Source organism: Enterococcus sp. DIV0421, from assembly GCF_051713745.1.
GTDB classification, from domain to species: domain Bacteria; phylum Bacillota; class Bacilli; order Lactobacillales; family Enterococcaceae; genus Enterococcus_D; species Enterococcus_D casseliflavus.
Map to the genome: position 1 here is coordinate 76,748 of NZ_JBIOQM010000001.1, position 20,820 is coordinate 97,567.

Sequence of the window (20,820 nt, forward strand, 5' to 3'; positions counted from 1 at the left end):
CAACAGGCAGCAAAGAAAAAAGCGCTTTTTGATCGACGATCAAAAAGCGCTTTTTTCTTTTAGTCTTTGGATCGTTTGCGATACTCTCCAGGGGTCATCTCTTCTTTCTTTTTGAAAAAGCGGATGAAGTTTTGAGAGTTGGTATATTGAAGGTTGGCTGCGATTTCCTTGATCGTCATATCCGTTTCCCGCAACCATTTTTTGGCGATTTGTAACCGATAGTTTTGTAAGTAATCGGCAAAATTGATGGATAATTCCTTTTTAAACACATTACTTAAGTAATTGGCATTATAATGCAGCTGTTCAGCAATGCTATCTAAGGAGAGATCTTGATCGTATTGTTGGTGTACGATCAAGACCATCTTTTCAGACAAGGAGCGAATTTCTCGATCTGTTTTGGCTTGCGTCGTTTCAACGATAGGTAAAACTAACTCATGATAGATGATTTGCTCAACCTTGAACAAACTGGTTTGGTTGAGCACGGATTGATAAACTTTACGACTATTCTGCAAGCTGGTATGATCTGCTCCTATGAGTTGCCCTAGCTGAACGATACTGTTGATCAGCTTAAACAAGGCACTTTCAATCGTCAACGGATTTTTGTTTTCATGAATGATTTCCCGTACGACTTCCGTGTAACTCGCTTTGATGGTCGCTAGTTCCCCACTACGCATCGCATCCAAAAAGGTACTTTCTGCTTCTCTAGGGTATTGAACGATCGCGTTATTGTCTAATTGTGCTGCAATGTCGTCAAAAAAGATAATGACTTCTTCCCCTAAATTCATTCGATAGTGCAAGGCTTCTTTGGCGTTATCAACCGCTAATTTGGTTTCTACGAGGCGGTCATAGGATTGTGAGACCCCACAACTTATTTTGATTTTCAAGTAATCTTTTGCCGCTTGATGGATCTTTTGACAATAGGTCAATACTTGTTTTTGGTCAACTGATTCAGGAAGCTTTAAAATCGTTCCTTGGGTTTCTTGACTGGAGATGATTGGTTGAAAACGCAAATGTGCTGGAATGATCTCAGAAACGAGATTCTCGATGGCAAGCAAGAAAATATCAATAGTCGCTGTTTCTCGTCCACACAAATCATCGATTTGAATCAGTAATACGGCAAAGTGTTCTGTTTTGGATACTTCATACCCAAATTGTGACAGTTTTAAGTGAATATCTTCTTCTGAGATACAGCCGCGAAACAAGTTTAATAGAAACAAGGATTCTAATTCGGGCTTTTGATGCTCGACTTTGACGGCGAGATCGTGGTTTTGATGTAAGACCTGGTCGATATCGGAAATCAACTGATTGACTTCTAATTTCTGACCTTGTTTTTTGGGTTTTAAAAGCTCACCGATCCGATTGATGGGTGAGGTAGCCACGATCGCAATGCGATAGGATACTAATAAAAAGAGGATGATCAAAAGACTGCCAATCACGATCAAACCGCTTCTTAATTCACGGATTGCTTGTGAAACGCTAGCAGGCGCCAGACGGATCACATGATACCACTGATTGTAATCCGATTGTGTGACCACATACTTATTGTTTTCTTTGTCAGTGAAGATGCCATCGCCGTGGGCAGCTGCAATCATTGTTTCTTGTAAGGCAGAATCGATCACTTCACCATTATCGAAAAGCAGTTGTCCGTCTGCATGAAAAATATTCAAAAAGGAATCGTCATGATCTGCCACCAACTGCGCAATGGTATGGTCTTGGATTTCAGCGATCCCCAAAGCAGTGGTTTCCTGTCGAAACACAGGCAGCGTCATCACCATTTTTAAATAGCCATCTTCTGGCAACCAATACAAGTAGCGTTGGTTGTCGATCAACGCTTGAAAAGCAGCGAATTCAGTATCATCGATCTGTTTTAAGGAGCCTTCTTCGATTTTCCAATGCTGATTCAAATTCACCAATTGGTAGCTGGCGTTTTCGATCCCCATCACACCAATGTAAGCCAGTTGTGAATTGATCTCTCGCACTTGTCGATAATTCGTCACGGAAAACGGCTGTTCCATCGTATCGGAAAAGCTTTGTGTGCTACTGTATGTAGAAAAGGCATACTCCACCATCTGAATTTTTTGATCCAGATTTTCTTTGACTTGGTTGACCAAATTATGCTGACTTTGCAAAAATGTTTCTTGAATGTTTTGATACGTTCGATGATAAATGACCCCACTAAACCCAATGATTAAAGCGCTACCAATTAGAAAAATCAAAATAAATATTTTATAAAACAAGTTGGACGTTTGATGATAGCTTAAAAAGAATTTCATAGACTCCCTCCCATTACCTAACTATCTTCTTTTATACTAGCACATCCCAGAAAAAGTTCCTATGTTATTTTGAAAAATGTTTCACGTGTGCATCCTTGGTGTATTGACATTCTCGTGGGAACAAGCTATGCTTGAATCAAGCAAAAAGGAAGAAGGTTTTCTATGGTCACGATCAAAGATATCGCCAAAGTCGCTGGTGTTTCACATACAACTGTTTCTCGTGCGTTAAACGATAGCCCATTAATTAAGCCAGAAACAAAAAAGAAGATCGCAGCCATCGCTGAATCTTTACACTATGTGCCCAATGTCAATGCCAAAAGTCTGGTGAATCAAAAATCCTATATCATTGGTCTTTATTTTTCTCATCTATCCATTGGTACTTCCGATAGCTTTTTAGTCGAAGTGATCAAAGGAATCAGTGATACCCTACCATCCGAATATACTTTGGCGGTTCATGAATTATTGCAATCCGATACATTTGATGAAGAGCCGAATCGCCTCGATGGAGCGATCGTGATGAGTCAAAGCGATCGTGATGACGGTTTTATCGCTGCTCTTTCAAAGAAAAATATTCCCATCGTCGTTTTGAATCGTCAATTGCAGGATGCAACCTTGATGAATGTCACTAGTAATGATGCCCAAGGGGTCTATCAAATGATCACCTATGTGCTTGAACAAGGCTTTCGAAAGATCGCCATGATCGAAGGGATCGCTTCCTTTGGTTCCGCTAGAGAGCGCCGCAAAGGATTTATGAAAGCGATTCAAGAAAAGCAGCTTGTCTTCCCGAAAGAATACTTCGTAGCTGGCGACTACTCGTTGGAAAGCGGTCAGCTGGGTGCCCAGCAACTACTCGCTTTACCTGAACCACCTGAAGTGATTTTTTGCGCCAATGATGACATGGCGATCGGTGCGATCAATGCCTGTCATCAAGCAGGACGAAAGATCCCTGAGGAGATCGGTATCATCGGTTTTGATGATAGTTCTTTTTCTCCCTATACGTATCCCCCATTAACAACGATCCGCAAACCAGTCTATGAAATGAGTCAATTGGCAGCAACCCTGCTGTTGCAAGCATTTGCCAATCAAGTGGTTGAGAAACAACATTTCTTTGATACCTCGTTAATCATTCGTCAATCGTTGTAAGCCTCTTGTTTTCAAGAGCGCTTACGCAAAAAATGTTAACGTGTGCATAACTATTTTTTAAGGAGGATTCTATGAAAAAAATTACCGAACAACCCCATCAAACCTATCCAGCCCGAGTGATTCAATTCGGGGAAGGCAATTTTATGCGGGGCTTTTTTAACTGGCAGCTGCAGCAAATGAACAAGCAAGGTCTTTTTAACGGCAGTGCCGTTGTGGTACAGCCGATTGATCACGGCTTGAAAGAGCTGTTGGCACAACAAGAAAATCTCTACACCGTTATCTTAGAAGGACTTGTCGATGGCGCTTTATCTCAAACATTTGAAGTCGTCTCCACCATCGATCAAGTGCTGAATCCTTATCAGCAATGGGAAGACTATCTTGCTTTAGCCGAAGACGAGCAACTTGAGATCATCGTTTCTAATACGACGGAAGCAGGTATTGCGTTTCACCCAGAGGATACCTTACACGATACCCCTCCCCACAGTTTTCCCGCAAAACTGACCGCTCTTTTGTATCGTCGTTTTCAACTACGAAAAAAGGGATTTTTGATCATTCCTTGTGAATTGATCGATCGGAATGGGGAAAAACTAAAAGAGATCGTCTTACAATATGCCGCATTATGGTCTTTGGAATCAGACTTCGTCAACTGGTTAGAAAAAGAAAACACCTTTTGCTGCAGCTTAGTCGATCGGATCGTTCCAGGATATCCTCGCGACAAAGTGGCACAATACCAAGAGGTTCTTGGCTATGAGGATGCCGTAATGGTCACTGCGGAACCCTTTATGCTATGGGTGATCGAAGGAAACGGCGTAGCCGAAAAGCTCCCTTTGCAAGAAGCTGGGTTGAATGTGATCGTGACAGAAGATATGACTCCTTACCGTGAACAAAAAGTACATTTATTAAATGGTCCTCATACGGCGATGGTTCCCCTCGGTCTTTTAGCGGGTTTAGAAACCGTTGAAGAAGTAATGAACGACCGTGAATTTGCAGCCTTTTTAGATGGTCTTTTTCAGGAAGAGTTGATTCCAATGCTTGATTTGCCTAAAGCGCAGCTTACAGCTTATGCGGACCAAATCAAAGAGCGCTTCAGAAATCCTTATGTGAAGCATCAGCTGCAATCGATCGCTTTAAACAGCGTCTCAAAATTCCGTGCGCGTCTTCAACCAGTCTTAAGTCGTTATGTCCAACAAAACCAGCAGGTACCAAAACGAATCACTGCCGCACTGGCAGGTTTGCTGACTTTCTATCTCACACGACCCTTTCAAGATGATGAGCTAGTGACAACCATATTTCAGCAAGTGAAACAATTACCAGCAGAAGAACAGATCGCAGCTCTATTAAAAAATGAGCAACTTTGGCATGCAGACCTGAGCTTTATGACAGAGACGATCAATGAAATGTGCACATGCCTAAAACAAGACGGCCCCCGCCAGTTACTTGCGTCGATTGACACCCCTGAGCCAAGTTTGAAATAAAGGAGAATCTTTATGTCCAGCACATTAACAGAAACACCCGCGCAACTATTGAAATTGCACCCTAAAGACAATGTCGCAGTCGCATTAAAACCACTAGCTGCTAAAACGACCCTTGCATTTGAAGACCAAACGATCACCCTTTTTGAGGATATTCCACAAGGACACAAAATCGCCCTCAAAGATCTAGCACAATCACAAGACGTGATCAAATATGGCTATCCCATTGGACATCTCTTAGCTGACGTGAAAACTGGCCAATGGTTGCATACCCACAATGTCAAAACCAACCTTTCTGGTACCTTAGCATACACCTATGCTCCCGATTTGCATCCCGTTCGTTATCCAAAAAGGGCTGCGACGTTCCAAGGGTATCGACGGGCAAATGGCAAAGTTGGGATTCGTAATGATTTACTGATCGTGCCAACAGTTGGTTGTATCAATGGCATCGCAGAGATCATTGTTGAAAACTTCAAGAAGAATCATCCAGATCTTGGCACTTTTGATCATATTACGATCCTTAAACATCCCTACGGCTGCTCCCAGTTAGGCCAAGATCATCAAAACACCCGTCAAATTTTAATTGATGCGGTGCATCATCCAAATGCCGGTGGCGTCTTGGTCTTTGGCTTAGGTTGTGAGAACAACACCGTTCCCGAGTTTAAGAAAAACCTGGGTGACTACGATCCAAAGCGCGTCAAATTTATGGTGGCACAGGAAAGCGACGATGAAATTGCGGTCGGCGAAAGCTTATTAGAAGAATTACTGGAAGCAGCAAAAGAGGATCAACGAGAAGCCGTTCCCTTGAGTGAGCTAAAGATCGGGTTAAAATGTGGGGGTTCCGACGGGTTTTCTGGGATCACCGCCAACCCTTTGTTGGGGGCATTTTCTGACTTTTTAGTTTCTCAAGGTGGCAGTACGGTCTTGACGGAAGTACCCGAAATGTTTGGCGCTGAACAAGTCTTGATGGCGCGTGCACAAGATGAAGCAACCTTTGAAAAAATCCTCCATCTAATCAACGACTTTAAAGATTATTTTCTTGCTTACGGTGAACCAGTCTATGAAAATCCTTCTCCTGGCAATAAGGCAGGCGGCATCACTACGCTAGAAGATAAGTCATTAGGCTGTACCCAAAAATCTGGGACTTCCGCTGTCGTCGATGTCTTAAAATATGGGGAAAAACTCCGTAAGCCAGGCTTGAGCCTACTGGAAGGTCCAGGAAACGACCTTGTTGCCGCTTCTGCACTGGCTTCTGCCTATTGCCAACTCGTCTTATTTACCACTGGTCGCGGCACGCCATTTGGTGCCTATGTGCCGACCATGAAAGTTGCCACGAATCAAGAGATTTATCATAAGAAACCCCACTGGATGGATTTCAACGCTGGCCGCTTGTTGGAAGAGCCGATGGAGGTCGTGCTGGAAGATTTTATTCAAGCGATCATCGATACTGCCAGTGGAAAACCGACGCGTAATGAAGCCAACAACGTTCGTGAGATCGCCATCTTTAAAAATGGCGTGACACTATAATCAAAGAAAAGAGGTCCGACATGTTTTTAAATGAAAACTATTTATTGCCAAATGAAATTGCTCAAACACTATACCATGACTATGCCAAAGAGCTGCCGATTATTGATTACCACTGCCACCTAGACCCGAAAGAAATCTATGAGGATCGGCCCTTTAAAGCTATCACCGAGGCCTGGCTAAGTGGTGATCATTACAAATGGCGATTGATGCGCGCTTGTGGCGTACCCGAAGAAGCGATTACGGGCAATGCCAGTGATTATGAAAAATTTTTGGCATGGTGTCAAACAGTGCCAAAATTGGTGGGAAATCCCCTTTACAGTTGGACCCATTTAGAATTAAAGCGATTTTTTGAGATCGATCTTCCCGTTACTGAAGAAAATGCCGAAACTTTGTGGAGGCTATGCAACGAAAAATTGCAGCAAAAAGACTTTACCCGAAGAGCTTTGATTGCTCGCAGTAACGTCGAGATCGTTTGCACCACAGATGATCCAGTCGATGATCTTCACTATCATCACCAATTAAGCCAAACAGAACAACGTTTTCGGGTCTTGCCGACCTTTCGACCTGACAAAGCGTTACAAATCGACCATCCGAATTTTCTTACCTATGTTACCAAACTCGAAAAAAGTGTCGAAAACGCGATCACTACCTACGATGCTTTCTTGAGAGCCTTGCGGGACCGTGTAACCTACTTTCACCAGCATCACTGCCGCTTGTCTGACCATGCGTTGGATACTTTAGTGTATGCTGCAGACGAACAGTTATCCCTTGAAGCAATTTTTGCCAAAGCATTAGCTGGAGAATCTTTAGAGGAAAACGAAGTCTCGTTCTTCAAAACCAATGTTCTAGTTGAACTGATGAAGCTGTATCACGAACATGGTTGGACGATGCAACTGCATGTCCATGCGTACCGTAACTGCAATCAACGAATGTTTGAGCGCTTGGGACCAGATACGGGCTACGATGGCATCAATGATCAACCACTGACTCAAAGCTTGCAGAAATTATTGAACGCTGCTGATGCGCAGGACCATTTGCCTCAAACGATTCTCTACTCCTTAAATCCCAATGACTATGATGCACTCGTCGCTTTGATGGGGTGCTTCCAGCAAGAAGGCAATAATAAATTGCAGTTAGGATCTGGCTGGTGGTATAACGACACCCGCGCAGGCATGCGTCACCAATTGACGAAATTCGCAGATGGCAGTGTGATCTTTAACTTTGTCGGCATGCTGACGGATTCAAGAAGCTTTTTGTCTTACACCCGTCATGAATATTTCCGACGCGTCTTTTGTGAATGGCTTGCTGAGATCGTTGTACGTGGTGAAGCACCTGCTGATCTTCGTCAGCTAAAACCATTAGTAGAAAATGTCTGTTATCAAAACGCCAACAACTACTTCAAATTTTAGGAGAAAGACAATGGAAAAAATCGTCATCGTCGGTGATTCCACCGCATCGATCAAAGAGCCTAGCGCTCGTCCAGAAACGGGCTGGGGTGAAAAGATCTCACGCTATCTCCCCCAGCATCAAATCGTCAACTTGGCAAAAAATGGACGTTCCTCCAAAAGCTTCATTGAAGAAGGACGCTTGTTGCAGGCAAAAAAAGAACTATATGCTGGTGATTATCTCTTGATTCAATTTGGACACAACGATCAAAAAACAGATAGTCGTGGTACGACACCTGTAGAATATCAGCATAATTTAGCAACCTTCGTGCAAACGGCACGCCAGCAGCAAGCGACACCGATCCTATTGACCTCGATCACTCGTTTGCATTACGTGGACCAACAGCAACTTGATCCTTTGGCAGTCGGTCCTTACCCAGAAGCAATGCGTGCTTTGGCTACCTCCTTGGATGTGGTCTGTCTGGATCTTTTTGCCGCAACACAACGGTTCTTTTCAGCACTGGAACCACAACAGGCGAAAACCTATTTTCTTCGATTAGAAAAAAACCAGCACCCCAATTATCCAGCCGGCATTACGGATAACACGCATTTGAATGACCAAGGTGCTACAGCCGTCGCCAAATTAGTTGCCAAATGTTTGACAAATGCTCCATTACCGCTTGCACAACAAGTTTTGTTAGATTAAAACTCATTGTTCGTGTTGAATCTTCCCCTAACATAAATACGCTACCTGATTTGAAAAAGAGCTACTCAAGCAAAACGCTGCGAAGAACATTTTCCTTCACAGCGTTTTGCTTTTCACTCTTTCTAAAAGATTTGTTTGCCATTCCTTTGCTTCAACCCATTTATCGCCAAGCTACCTTTTAAAGCCTTGCATTTCTTAGGTGTTGCACCATAAAAAAGGGAACGATTACAATCGTCCCCATCCTTACTACTGATTGTTTTATTCAGGTTGTTTCCCGATATACGCCAAGATACCGCCGTCTACATATAAGACATGGCCATTGACAAAGTTGGATGCCTCAGAAGCTAAGAAAACCGTTGGTCCTGCTAAATCTTCTGGCTCACCCCAACGGGCAGCAGGTGTTTTCGCTACGATAAATTGATCAAATGGGTGACGAGAACCGTCTGGTTGGATCTCTCGTAATGGTGCGGTTTGCGGTGTTGCAATATAACCAGGTCCGATCCCATTACATTGAATGTTAGCTGAACCAAATTCAGCACAAATGTTTTTCGTCAACATTTTCAAGCCGCCTTTAGCCGCTGCGTAACCAGCCACCGTTTCTCTTCCCAATTCACTCATCATTGAGCAAATGTTGATGATTTTTCCATGTCCTTTTTTGATCATTGACGGTAAGACTGCTTTTGAAACGATAAATGGAGCGTTCAAGTCCACGTCAACGACTTGGCGGAAGTCTTCAGCAGACATCTCCAACATCGGGATTCGTTTGATGATCCCAGCATTATTGACTAAGATATCGATCACGCCAACTTCTTCTTCGATCTGCTTGACCATTTCGTTGACTGCTTTTTCATCCGTTACATCACAGACATAGCCGTGGGCTTCGATCCCTGCTTCACGATAGTTTGCTAATCCTTTATCCACTGATTCTTGATCCAAGTTGTTAAAAACGATCGTTGCTCCTGCTGCTGCTAGTGAACGAGCGATCGTAAAACCGATCCCATAGACAGCTCCTGTCACTAATGCGATCTTACCATCTAAACGAAATTGATCCATTGAAAAATCCATAATTGATAAACCCTCTTTCTTTTTATTTTAAGTCGTCCATTGCCACCATATCCATGTCGGTATAGGTGATATTTTCGCCACACATTGCCCAGATAAAGGAGTAGTTACTGGTTCCAACACCCGAATGGATCGACCAGCTTGGAGAAATAACTGCTTGTTCTTCACTAACGACTAAATGCTTCGTTTCATCTGGTTTGCCCATCATATGGAACACTTTTGTGTCTTCGTTGGCAAAATCAAAATACACATATGCTTCCATCCGACGTTCATGGGTATGACTTGGCATCGTATTCCAAGCACTGCCTGGTTCTAAGATCGTGTACCCCATTTGTAATTGACAGCTTTCACAAACATTTGGGTGAATGTATTGATAAATTTTCCGTTCATTTAATGTCAAGCCCTCCCCTGTCTCCATTGGTGTGACTTGATCGATACTGATTTTTACATTTGGGTATTTCTTATGTGCTGGCACGCAAGATAGATAGAATTTCGCTGGATTTGCTGGATCATCAGAGTGAAACAAGACTTGTTTGGTTTCCTTGCCGATATAGTAGCCGTCTTGTTTTTTCATTGGTTCTTTTTGGCCATCGATCGTGATCGCACCAGGTCCTCCAATATTGATGACGCCTAATTCGCGACGTTCTAAGAAGTATTCCACCCCTAATTCGCTGCTTAATTGCACTTCTAACGCTTCTTCTGTCGGTGTCACTCCGCCAAAGATCATCCGATCATTGTGGGTATAGGTCAGCATGATTTGTCCTGGTGTGAAAATTTTCTCTACCAAAAATTCTCTGCGTAATTCCTCGGTACTATAGTGACGAATATCAAGTGGACTATGGGTATAGCGTGTTTCCATGTGTTGCATGTTTTATTCCTCCTATCGGATAATTTTTCCTGAACCTGTTGCAATAAATTCTTGTATCTCATTGGCGCTAAACTGATTACAGTCGCCATGGATCGTATGTTTCAAAGCAGATGCTGCAGTGGCAAAATCAATGATTTCTTGGTCTTGTTTCTTCGTGACAAGACCATGTAGGATACCAGCTGAAAAGGCATCGCCGCCGCCGACGCGATCAACGATTGGATTGATCTCATGGGTAGCAGAAACGACATAATTGCCGTTGTGCCATAGGCTTCCTGTCAATTGATTGTGACTTGCTGAGAGCACCTGACGACTAGTTGAATAAAAGAGCTGGATATTTGGGTATTTCCGATGCATTTCTTGATAATAGTAGTCATCTTCGACTTCCTCTGTTGGAGCTGATACATCCATAAAGACTTGGGCATCTAACTGTCCTGCCGAGCAATAATCGACATAGGGGAGCACTTCTTGCAAAAAGACGCGTGCTTCAGCGGTCGTCCACAGCTTTCCACGATAATTGATATCGAAACTGATTTTACAACCAGCTGCTTTCGCTTCTTTGATCAACGTCAGCAAAAGTGTCTGCCAAGTCGTTGAAAGAGCGGGCGTGATCCCTGAAAGGTGAACAATATCAACCCCATCAAAAAGGTCAGATTGCCACTCATTTTCTTTCATTTGAGCAAAGCTAGAGCCTGCGCGATCATAAACCACTCGCGCTGCTCGTTCCCCGATACCGGTTTCAATATAGTAAGTACCTAGTCGGGAACCGCCACGAAGCACGTGGCGACAATCGACGCCATAGCTTCGTAAATGATGAAAAACGGCATCTCCTAAAGCATTCTCAGGCACTTTACTAGCAAAAGAAACGCGATGACCAAAATTCGCTAAGGAGATCGCAACATTGGCTTCTCCACCGCCATAATGGGCAGCAAACATCGAACTATGGGCGATTCGGTCGCCTAACGTTGTCGATAGACGCAACATGATTTCTCCTAGTGTCAGAATGTTTGCCATCTTACTTTCCTCGAATCTCTTTTAATTTTGCCGCATATTGTTTCGCTACTTCTGTTACTTTGTCAAAATCGCCACTTGCTGCTGGCGCTAACAAATTCCCCCCTACACCAACGGCTACGACACCCGCCGCAAACCATTCTTGCATGTTGTCTAAGCTGACACCACCGGTCGGCATAATGTTTAATTGTGGCAATGGTGCTTTGAAGGCCGAGATGATACTTGGTCCATACGCACTACCCGGGAATAGTTTAATGATATCTGCGCCTGCTTTTAAGGCGTCCTTCATTTCTGAAATGGTCATGCAACCAGGCAGATACGGGATTTGATATAAATTACATAATTCAGCCGTTTCTTGATCAAAGGTTGGGCTTACCACATATTGTGCTCCTGCCATGATCGCTAAGCGAGCAGTCACTGCATCAAGAACGGTCCCCGCACCAACGACTACCTCTGGATTATCTTTGAAGGTTGCTACTAATTCAGCGATTACATCCGCCGCTTGAGGCACTGTAAAAGTCAACTCAATGCCAGTGATCCCCCCTGCAACGATCGCTTTACTTGCTTGTAGTGCTTCTTCTTTTGAAGCGCCACGCACAACAGCGATCACGCCGCTTTCCTTTAGTTTCATTAAATTCGCTACTTTTTTCATTGAGACCCTCCATTTATTTCCTATTTGGAAAATGGTATTTATTATAAAGAAACTTACACGTTTATTATACCGTTCTCGTTTTTATTTGCAAGGGCTTTCCACTAAAAAGTTTATAATGCTTGTTCAATTTGTTGTTTTGTCGCAATAATCGCATCGATCAATGTCGATTTGTATTCTGGGGTCAAGCGGTATTTCGGTAGGCTGATAGAAAACGCCCCAACGATCTCCTGATCCTTTATCAGTGAGGCGCCGATGCAATAGATTTCTTGTTCCATTTCTTCATCATCAAACGCTACTTGGTTTTCTTTTGCCTGTTCCAATTCTTTCTTCAACTTCAACTGATTCGTAATGGTGTTTTCCGTATAAGCGGTTAAAGGCGTTGCTGCCAAATATTCTTCCACTTGAGGGACATCAAACTCCGCTAAAACGGCTTTCCCCATGGCAGAGCTATACAATGGTCTTGTGATCCCTACTTTGGAAGACATGCGGATCGTTTGATTGTGGGGCTCCAATTTATTGACATAAAGAATCTCATTGGCAGTCAAGACCCCTAAGTGGATCGTTTCATCCGCCGTTTTCTGCAATGCTTCCAAGTAAGGCAAGCTGATTTCCACTAAATCAAGCTCTTGAATGTTTTGATTGGCATACTTGATCAGCTTAGACCCTAAGCGATAATTCTTCTCTTTGTCCCGTTTGACATAGCCGATCATTTGCAGCGTTTCTAATATTTTCAAAGCTGTGGATGGGGTCAGTTTCGTTGCTTCTGAAATTTCTTGCAATGGTTTACTTGGCGCTTCTGCGAGATAATCTAAAATGGTTGCTGCTTTTAGTAGTACGGTTCCATATGGTTTTTGCGTCATCATTTCTCCACCTTTATTTTCTATATAAGAAATTATAATATCTTTTTAGGAAATGCACAATCTTTTTTCCTATATATCAGCATGACGCAATTCCTATTTTACTTTCTGTCGTTATTCATTGTATGATGAAGACAAGACAAAGGAGTGCCGAACAATGGACTTAAATGTATTGATCAAAGGAAAAAAATTGACTGACAATGAGCTGCAAATCCTTGATTATTTGCTTGCAAATACCGCTGCGATCGATGGACTGCCCTTAAGAGAAATCGCTAAAGCGATCTACACTTCTCCCGCAACCATCGTGCGGCTTGCGCAAAAATTAGGTTTTTCTGGCTATCTAGAGCTACTTTACTTCTTAAAGAATCGCTTGAAAAATCAGACGATCACTGAAGCCGCCATCGATTACCAAATTGACGCTGCCAGTATTGCAGATACGATCGACGCGATCAAAGAAATCTATGAACGAAACAAGGACAAGTTTATTACGATTTATGCAACAGGTTTTTCTGGGATCGTGGCAGAATACCTCCACAAAAAAATGCTTGTCAACGGCATTAAAACCTTATTAGTCAGTGCTTCTGACTCAGGTGGGATCATTAGTAACAACATCGAGAACATCAGTATGCTGATCACCATCTCTAAATCTGGCGAAACACAAAAAGTACTGGAGAAGATGACATTAGCCAATGAACATCACATACCAACTGTTTTGTTTTGCGGGAACGGTGATCATCGCGCTAATCAACTAGCGACCTTTTCCTTTGAAGTGACCGATGAACGTCCCTACGACACCCAAAACATCCAGTACACTAGCTTCTTTGGTAAGCTGCTCTTATTGATGGAATATATCGTCGACGCTTTTACCCATGTTGAAAAAGAAAACCAGCAACCCTAGTGGATTGCTGGTTTTTGCTTATGCTTGAAAATAGGTTTTTGCCAGTTCTTGATAGAGCGCTTGGTTCTGCGGATCAGGAACAAATTTTTCATCTGGCTGATCTTGCCGCACAACAGAGCTTTTGTATAAATCATACAAGCCGAATATCGGTTCGTTTTCATCGGAAAGATAACAGGTCAGCCCCAACACATCCGCGGTCATTTGACCTAAAAGTTTTGTTTGAAAGAAACCACCACTTACAGTGACTGCCTCTTCCAACTGCGCCATTTGCTTTAATAAATCGATGTTCATCAGCATGCCTTCGATGACTGCCCGCAACATGTCTGAGCGATTGTGTTTCAGGGTCAAGCCAGAAAAGCCGCCTGTGATCTCATTTGTCCAAAAAGGTGCCCGCTCCCCGTTTAAATAGGGAAAAAAACGTAAGCCGTTACTGCCAATCGGCGACTCCTCCATGACTTGAGGCAGATAATGATAAAACGCATCAGGATCTTCTGATAAGGTCTCTTTTGCCCAAGCAAGGACACAGCCACCATTGTTTGAAGGTGCCCCTACGACATAGAGGTCATCTTGCAGATAGTAGCAAAAATTTTGTTTTTGGCGATCAAAGACGGTGGTCTCACTTACTTTACGAACCGCCGCACTGGTTCCGATCGTCAAGCTGTTGCGGATCCCTGTAGAAATATAGCCAGCATATGCTGCTAAACACCCATCGCTAGCCCCACACATCACTTCTACCTCAGGCTTCAAGCCACACCGCTGCGCCATCTCCTCGGTAATCAAAAAACGATCAGTCGGTGCACATAAAGGCGCTAACTGGGCTTTTGAAAGGGATAAATAATTGAGAATCTTTTGACTCCATTGCTTTTCTTTCAAAGAAAAAAGACCGGTCGCTGATGCGGTACTATAATCGATCCTTGCTTGTCCGGTAAACAACGCCATTGCTAGTTCTTTTAAGCCAAACCATTTCGTCTCTTTGGAATATGAACCATTTGTTTGGAAATAAGCCAGTTTCGCAAAGGGAGACATCGCATGGATCGGTGTCCCTGTCTCTTCATAAAACGTTGCCGCCAGATCCGTTTGACGAAAGGCCGTCATCGTTTGACTCGCTTGATTGTCTGACCAAATGTAAATCTCTTCTGCTGTCCCGCCCTCCACTGGCATCAAACTGTGCATGGCGGTACTGAACCCGATCACTGTGATTGCCGCTTTTAATTGAGCGGGAATCGTTGTGACACCACTGATCAATTGGCTACTGATCTGGGTCGCTGATTGGGTCTGTTTTAACCCGTGGCTATGGGTTTTGATTGGTAATGACTGTGAGTAAATGATTTTCCGATCTTCAATGACCCCAAATTTTATGGCTGTCGTGCCGATATCAATCCCTAAAAACATCGCATTGCTCCCTCTCATCTGATTCAATTAGCTTTATTCTACCATAGTTAGTGGCATATTCTAGTATACCTGTCTGATCATTTTGTTGATAAGACGTTTCGTGGTGATTTTCTTCAGAGAATTATCCTTCCACAACAAAAATCAAAAAAGAGAAAGATTCTTGGAGAATCTTCCTCTTTCAGTTATCCAACCAGCGAATGTTTCGCAAATGTGAAACAAATCAAGACAATCCTGGCCAGTAATCACCATTTTCCGAGACCAAATCATCGAGCAACTCTTTGGCTACTTTTGCGCTAGGAATCGTTTTGGAAAGGCTTAACGCTTGCCACATTTTTTGATAGCTCTTTTCCACATATGCTTCGACCACTAATTTTTCCACAGTCACCTGTTGGAACATGAGCGCTTGTTGGAAGGCAGGAATTTTTCCTTGAGCGAGAGCTTCTGGTCCATCAGAACCGACGATACATGGCACTTCCACCATGGCATCATCTGGGAAGTTCGCAATCGCGCCGTTGTTTTCCACAATCATGACCATTCGCTCATGCGTATTAAAAGCGATGGCGCGTGCCAAATCAACGATAAAGGTTGCATGGGCATCAATCTCAAAGGCGATCCCTTCAGCAGAGCCTTGGGCAGTGATCTTTTTGGCATGATCGAACACTCGTTTTTCCCGTCCTTCCATCACTTCATTGGAACGCGTATACTCTGGATGTTCTTTCATGTGTTCGTAGACGTAATCTGGGTATAAATAATACTTCAAGTACGTATTTGGCAGATATTCTGGTGTGAGCGCCAAGAGGTCTTTGGCTTTTTTGTGGGTGTCTTGCCAACTTGGGTCAGTATGTTGGGTATCCACTTCGATCTGCGTCAAATAGCCATGTTCTGCAACGTAGTCACGAATGGTTTGAATGTACTCCGTGCCTTCTTTGTCTTTGACGCTGGTCCACCAGCCAAAATGATTCAAGCCAAAGTAGCGAACTTCTAGTTCCTCTGGCTGCTTGCCGATGATTTGCGACATGCGACGCAACGTGCCCACGGGCATGTCACAGATATTCAGAACCTTTGATTTTGGACGCAAGACTCGACATGCTTCAGCTACGATTGCAGCTGGATTGGAATAATTCAGCATCCAACAATCGGGGGAATATTTTTCCATGTAATCAATGATCTCCAGCATACCAGTGATGCTGCGCATCCCATAAGCGATCCCTCCTGGTCCACAGGTTTCTTGGCCAAAGACGCCATGGCGCAAAGGGACTTTTTCATCTTTTTCCCGCATGTCATACTTTCCTACTCGAATATGCGCCATACAGAAATCGACATCGCTGAAGGCTTCTTCAGGATCCGTCGTAAACGAAAATTCGATTTGCGGTGCTTGTTCTTTTAATAAAATCGCTAGGGCTTCACCAAGGATCGCTTGGCGTGCTTCATCATTGTCGTATAGTTTCAGCTTTCTTAAAGGAAAGCGTTCTTGATTGTCAAGCAGCATCATAACGATTCCCGGGGTAAAAGTACTGCCGCCCCCTGCGATCACTACTGAAAAATTTTTCATCATTCAATCTCTCCTTCTCTTCCCAGATAATTTTCTAACTCTTCCCGCACTTTCGGCACGGTCAACCCATAGACGACATGGACATTTTCACCATTTTTGATCACGCCTTTGGCTTGTGTTTCGTCTTTTAGCAGTGCTTCATCCACGAGTTCAGGATCCTTTAGTTTTAAACGTAAGCGGGTATAGCAGTTGTCGATGGTTTTGATATTGTCATCGCCACCTAGCGCTTTGGTGATAATTGCTGAGATACTTGTTTCACCAGTCGGACTAGTGGCGGCTTGGTCATTCGCCATGACCCCGACACCTGCTCCAGCAAGTTGTTTTTCTTTGTACTCTTTCTTCGAATACAGTTTGGTCTCTGTCCCATCTTCTTCACGCCCGACCGTTTTCAAATTCAGTTTCGTGATCAAAAAGCGGAACAAGAAGTAATAAAGAAAGAAGAAGACGACCCCGACGATCAAGTACACTGGCCAGCGAGTTTTCTCGATCCCTAAGGGCAAGTTGTACAAAAGAAAGTCGATGAAGCCATTCGGTCCGATGGCGCGAGAACCAAAGAGATTTAACGCCACCATGCTCAAGCCGCTAAGGGCAGAATGAATGACGAACAAAACAGGTGCCACGAACATAAAAGAAAATTCGATTGGTTCAGTCACACCTGCAATAAAGGAAGTCACAACTGCTGGAATCAAAATGGCTTTGACTTTGACTTTATTTTCTGGTTTTGCCGTTTGATACATCGCCAAACAGGCACCGATCAGTCCAAACATTTTTGAGATCCCACGAGCGTCCCAAATGACACTTTGCGATAATACGCGGACTGCTGGGTCAGCAATTTCCGCAAAATAAATGTTTCTTGCCCCTTCAAAGACTTGACCGCCAACTTCTGCGACACCGCCTAATGAAGTATACAAAAACGGCGTGTAGATCAAGTGATGCAAGCCAGTTGGAATCAATAAGCGTTCTAGCGTACCGTACAAGAAGATACCAAAGTTGCCCGTTTGCTGAATGATGCCGCCTAAACCGTCAATGCCAGTTTGTATTACTGGCCATACAAACGTGGAAACGATGGCTAGCAACACGACGACCGGAATCAAGACAATAAAGACGAAGCGCGCGCCACCATAAACTTGAAAGGCATTGTTAAAGCTCGTATCGATGAAACGATTGTGGACCAATGCCACGACGATTCCTAAAATGATGCCAAGAAAGACCCCCATATCCAGCACTTGGATCCCTAAAACAATCGCTTGTCCTGAACCTTGAAGTGCATCGGCTGGAACCAACATCCCCCGAAGCTCCATGAATTTGTTCATGGCATTTAAGAAGACGAAATATCCCAACAACGCGGTAAATCCCGCTTCAGCCTTTTTCTTATTGGCCAACCCTAGAGCGATCCCAACACAAAAAATAATGCCTAAATTGGTTAAAATCGGTAATAAGGAAGCGGATAAGATACTACCAAAACCGATGGTTATCGGATTATCCAAAAAAGGAAACTGCTCAAGCAAGCGGACATTTGTAAACACATTCCCAACGGCAATCAATATCCCTGCGATCGGCAAAATCAAAACGGGCACAAACATTGCCTTGGAGAATTTCTGCATCGCATCCATCACTTTTTCTTTCATTGAGGAAACTCCTTTGTAGTTGATTTGTAGGTTCATTATAGGAAACATTTGTTACTAATAGAATAGCAAACGTTTTCAATTCAATGCGTTTCAAAGATTGGAACATGTTTCATCCTGTCTACTTCCTTGCTAGTGGCGAATACAAGCAAAAACAGAGTGAATCAAGATTGATCCACTCTGTTTAGATGCAACACTTTTTGATAAAAATACAAGGGCCCAGACAGACAAAACAGATAGAAGATACTTGGTGCTGATTGCCATGTGAAGAAATAGCCGATCGCTGCTAGGACTAAAATTCCGATCCCTTTATGGTAGTGCATCATCGTAAAGAAAAAACTACTACGAAAAAGGACAAACAGGTTTTGCCGATCTTGCAATTTTGATTGCATCACATACAGGTTAATGTTGTAGGACAACAAAAATGTAAGAAAAATGATGGTCAAAAAAGAGAAAAACAATGAATTCGTCAAAGCAGCAGAACGCCACAAGCTGAGTCCGCATAAAAATGAGAAGAGATTGAAGACCCCTAATGGTAGGGTCTTCAACAATGCGTTTTTGCTGTTTTTCAAGAAGGGGCGTAGCAGTTTTGCTTCAGGATGTTCATAAGCATCTACGACCGCTCGCATAGCTGCAGGAAACGTGATGATCGGAAACGACACCACCAAAAACAAGAGATTCAAAACCAGCATACGAAAAATAACTTCGCAAAGACGATAAAAACGACTCTCTAAAGCAAACATCACACACACACCTTTAGTTTAGTTTTTCAATATTTTCAGCGATTTTCTCATTTCGGTAATCAACGATTGCTGACCACCCATTGTTTTCTCGTTCTTGTAAGTAGTCTTCCCAAATCTGACGTCCCGCTTCTTCAGAGCCTGCTTGAATAAAGTTGACCAACGCTTGCACTCTTGCTGTGTTGATGGAAGTGAGGTTTCTTGCTTCAGAACCGGTGCGAGGATCAATGTCTTCGATCTCAAAACGTGGTGCTAACTTATCTTGAGACCATTCCACCATCTGACGAATCGATGTAGCTGGTTTTTGTCCCATTTGGATAGCATAATTGTCATTCCCAACAAACCAATAAGAACCTAGCCCAACTTCCTTGTCAAAACGAGCTATGTCCGAATTTCGTAAGGCCTCTGTTTCCTCTGAGTATTCAACCACGCCATCTACGAGGTTGTATGTTTCCCCTTCAATCCCAAAGGTCGTGACCATCGTGCCATATTCACTTGCCAAATAGGTCAAAAGCTCCATGGCTTTTTGGGGTTCTTTTGTCGACGTCGTGATAAAGGTTTGTGTCCATCCACCAATATTTCCGCCAGTAAAAGTGGAATCATCGCCATTCGAATTCTTCGGCCCATCGACGGCAATATAGGTTTGTTCAGGATTACGGGCATTATTGTCTGACATGAACTCATTGAGTCCTTTCGTGTTTGTATGCAAGTAAGCAAAGTAACGGCCCTGCCCTAGTTTTTCTTTCATCGTGTTGTCATTGTCTGAAAATTGGTCGTTGGTAATGTATCCTTCATTGTAAGCTTTTCTAAAAGTCTCGATCCAAGTGATATACTCCTCATCAGCGTCTCGATCATTGAATTGCCCATCAACACTGGGTGCAATGCTTAGAAAATCTTGCAAAGTACCACCATAAGCGCCATCCCCGCCATTGGAAATATCTAATGCAGTCGAAGCAAATGGGACTAATGCAGCACCATCATCTGCTGTCGGAAATGCTTCTTTTGCCCGTTTTAACGCATCTAAAAATCCTTCGGGCGTCGACATATCAGGTTCACCCAATGCTTCGTAAATATCTTTGCGGACAATGAAGACTTGATCTCCCACTACATTGCCGTCCTCATAATCTTGCGCAGTCGTTGAAAAGCTTGGGTATCCATAGATATTGCCATCTTCTAAAGTAAACCATTGAACAGATTCAGGCTTCGCTGCATGTTCTAGGAAATAAGGATCGTATTTTTCTGCCAAAAGATTCAGTGGTAAAGCAAATTTCGTCGCTTCGTTGGCAGCAGATAGATTTTTATCGAAGGTCATGATATCTGGCAGATCGCCTCCAGCTAACATCGTGTTAAGGTTCTCATCATTCCCTGAAATAAATTCGACATTGATATTCATATCTTCTTTGATTTTTCGCGTCACAGTATCTTTTCCCCACCCTGGCTGAGCATACCAATCAAAGTTGACATACCACTTCAAGGTCGCTTCATGGTCAGTGTCTTTTTGCCAGCTTGGGGTATCTTTGTCTGCTTCAAAGCGAGCTTCTGGCAGATCTTCTACTACAGCAGCCCCTTTTGACTCGCTGTTGGAATTACCACAGGCGCCTAATACCACGACTGATGTACATACGAGACCGATTCCTAAGAATAATTTGCTTGCTTTCAT

17 protein-coding genes are annotated in these 20,820 nt (G+C 43.3%); 6 read left to right on the top strand and 11 right to left on the bottom strand.

What is annotated here, in order from left to right:
- Positions 1-59 precede the first annotated feature (59 nt).
- Entirely contained in the window at positions 60-2,273 is a 2,214-nt protein-coding gene (locus IGI96_RS00345; protein ID WP_438784774.1) for an AraC family transcriptional regulator, read from the bottom strand.
- 162 nt (positions 2,274-2,435) lie between these two features.
- Here IGI96_RS00345 and IGI96_RS00350 point away from each other — a divergent pair, with 162 nt between their 5' ends.
- From IGI96_RS00350 to IGI96_RS00370, 5 genes are all read left to right on the top strand, one after another.
- Complete coding sequence (locus tag IGI96_RS00350) at positions 2,436-3,416, top strand: LacI family DNA-binding transcriptional regulator (protein ID WP_142974118.1); 981 nt, start codon at positions 2,436-2,438, stop codon at positions 3,414-3,416.
- A gap of 71 nt (positions 3,417-3,487) precedes the next feature.
- The gene (locus IGI96_RS00355) at positions 3,488-4,891 is read left to right on the top strand and encodes a tagaturonate reductase (RefSeq protein ID WP_270288056.1); all 1,404 of its coding nucleotides are present in this window, start codon (positions 3,488-3,490) and stop codon (positions 4,889-4,891) included.
- A gap of 12 nt (positions 4,892-4,903) precedes the next feature.
- The gene (locus IGI96_RS00360) at positions 4,904-6,415 is read left to right on the top strand and encodes a UxaA family hydrolase (RefSeq protein WP_270288057.1); all 1,512 of its coding nucleotides are present in this window, start codon (positions 4,904-4,906) and stop codon (positions 6,413-6,415) included.
- A 20-nt stretch (positions 6,416-6,435) separates the two neighbouring features.
- Entirely contained in the window at positions 6,436-7,824 is a 1,389-nt protein-coding gene (gene uxaC / locus IGI96_RS00365) for a glucuronate isomerase (RefSeq protein ID WP_270288058.1), read from the top strand.
- A gap of 10 nt (positions 7,825-7,834) precedes the next feature.
- Complete coding sequence (locus IGI96_RS00370) at positions 7,835-8,506, top strand: rhamnogalacturonan acetylesterase (protein WP_270288059.1); 672 nt, start codon at positions 7,835-7,837, stop codon at positions 8,504-8,506.
- Positions 8,507-8,764: 258 nt separating this feature from the next.
- On the opposite strand, the gene IGI96_RS00375 is transcribed toward IGI96_RS00370, so the two are convergent.
- The 5 genes from IGI96_RS00375 to IGI96_RS00395 all read right to left on the bottom strand — a co-directional run bounded on the left by IGI96_RS00375 (position 8,765) and on the right by IGI96_RS00395 (position 12,959).
- A complete protein-coding gene (locus tag IGI96_RS00375; protein WP_005229917.1) occupies positions 8,765-9,571 on the bottom strand; it encodes a gluconate 5-dehydrogenase in 807 nt (268 codons plus the stop codon).
- 22 nt (positions 9,572-9,593) lie between these two features.
- Positions 9,594-10,436: a 5-dehydro-4-deoxy-D-glucuronate isomerase gene (gene kduI / locus IGI96_RS00380; RefSeq protein WP_005229915.1), complete on the bottom strand. Its 843-nt coding sequence runs from the start codon at positions 10,434-10,436 to the stop codon at positions 9,594-9,596.
- Positions 10,437-10,448: 12 nt separating this feature from the next.
- Complete coding sequence (locus IGI96_RS00385; protein ID WP_115232477.1) at positions 10,449-11,447, bottom strand: sugar kinase; 999 nt, start codon at positions 11,445-11,447, stop codon at positions 10,449-10,451.
- Position 11,448: 1 nt separating this feature from the next.
- Positions 11,449-12,096 (bottom strand): bifunctional 4-hydroxy-2-oxoglutarate aldolase/2-dehydro-3-deoxy-phosphogluconate aldolase, encoded by a 648-nt coding sequence (locus tag IGI96_RS00390; protein WP_005229908.1) that lies wholly within the window; start codon positions 12,094-12,096, stop codon positions 11,449-11,451.
- 110 nt (positions 12,097-12,206) lie between these two features.
- Positions 12,207-12,959: an IclR family transcriptional regulator gene (locus IGI96_RS00395; protein WP_270288061.1), complete on the bottom strand. Its 753-nt coding sequence runs from the start codon at positions 12,957-12,959 to the stop codon at positions 12,207-12,209.
- A 151-nt stretch (positions 12,960-13,110) separates the two neighbouring features.
- Here IGI96_RS00395 and IGI96_RS00400 point away from each other — a divergent pair, with 151 nt between their 5' ends.
- The gene (locus tag IGI96_RS00400) at positions 13,111-13,851 is read left to right on the top strand and encodes a MurR/RpiR family transcriptional regulator (protein ID WP_074932736.1); all 741 of its coding nucleotides are present in this window, start codon (positions 13,111-13,113) and stop codon (positions 13,849-13,851) included.
- Between the two features lie 18 nt (positions 13,852-13,869).
- Here IGI96_RS00400 and IGI96_RS00405 read toward each other — a convergent pair whose 3' ends face one another.
- The 5 genes from IGI96_RS00405 to IGI96_RS00425 form a co-directional block, all read right to left on the bottom strand.
- Positions 13,870-15,243 (bottom strand): gluconokinase, encoded by a 1,374-nt coding sequence (locus IGI96_RS00405; RefSeq protein ID WP_375838675.1) that lies wholly within the window; start codon positions 15,241-15,243, stop codon positions 13,870-13,872.
- Between the two features lie 220 nt (positions 15,244-15,463).
- Positions 15,464-16,795: a 6-phospho-alpha-glucosidase gene (locus IGI96_RS00410; RefSeq protein WP_034858513.1), complete on the bottom strand. Its 1,332-nt coding sequence runs from the start codon at positions 16,793-16,795 to the stop codon at positions 15,464-15,466.
- Positions 16,795-18,423: a PTS transporter subunit EIIC gene (locus IGI96_RS00415; RefSeq protein WP_270288063.1), complete on the bottom strand. Its 1,629-nt coding sequence runs from the start codon at positions 18,421-18,423 to the stop codon at positions 16,795-16,797. Before IGI96_RS00415 ends, IGI96_RS00410 begins: the two co-directional genes overlap by 1 nt.
- Before the next feature lie 161 nt (positions 18,424-18,584).
- The gene (locus IGI96_RS00420) at positions 18,585-19,163 is read right to left on the bottom strand and encodes a hypothetical protein (RefSeq protein WP_060792112.1); all 579 of its coding nucleotides are present in this window, start codon (positions 19,161-19,163) and stop codon (positions 18,585-18,587) included.
- A gap of 13 nt (positions 19,164-19,176) precedes the next feature.
- A complete protein-coding gene (locus tag IGI96_RS00425) occupies positions 19,177-20,820 on the bottom strand; it encodes an ABC transporter (protein ID WP_128489250.1) in 1,644 nt (547 codons plus the stop codon).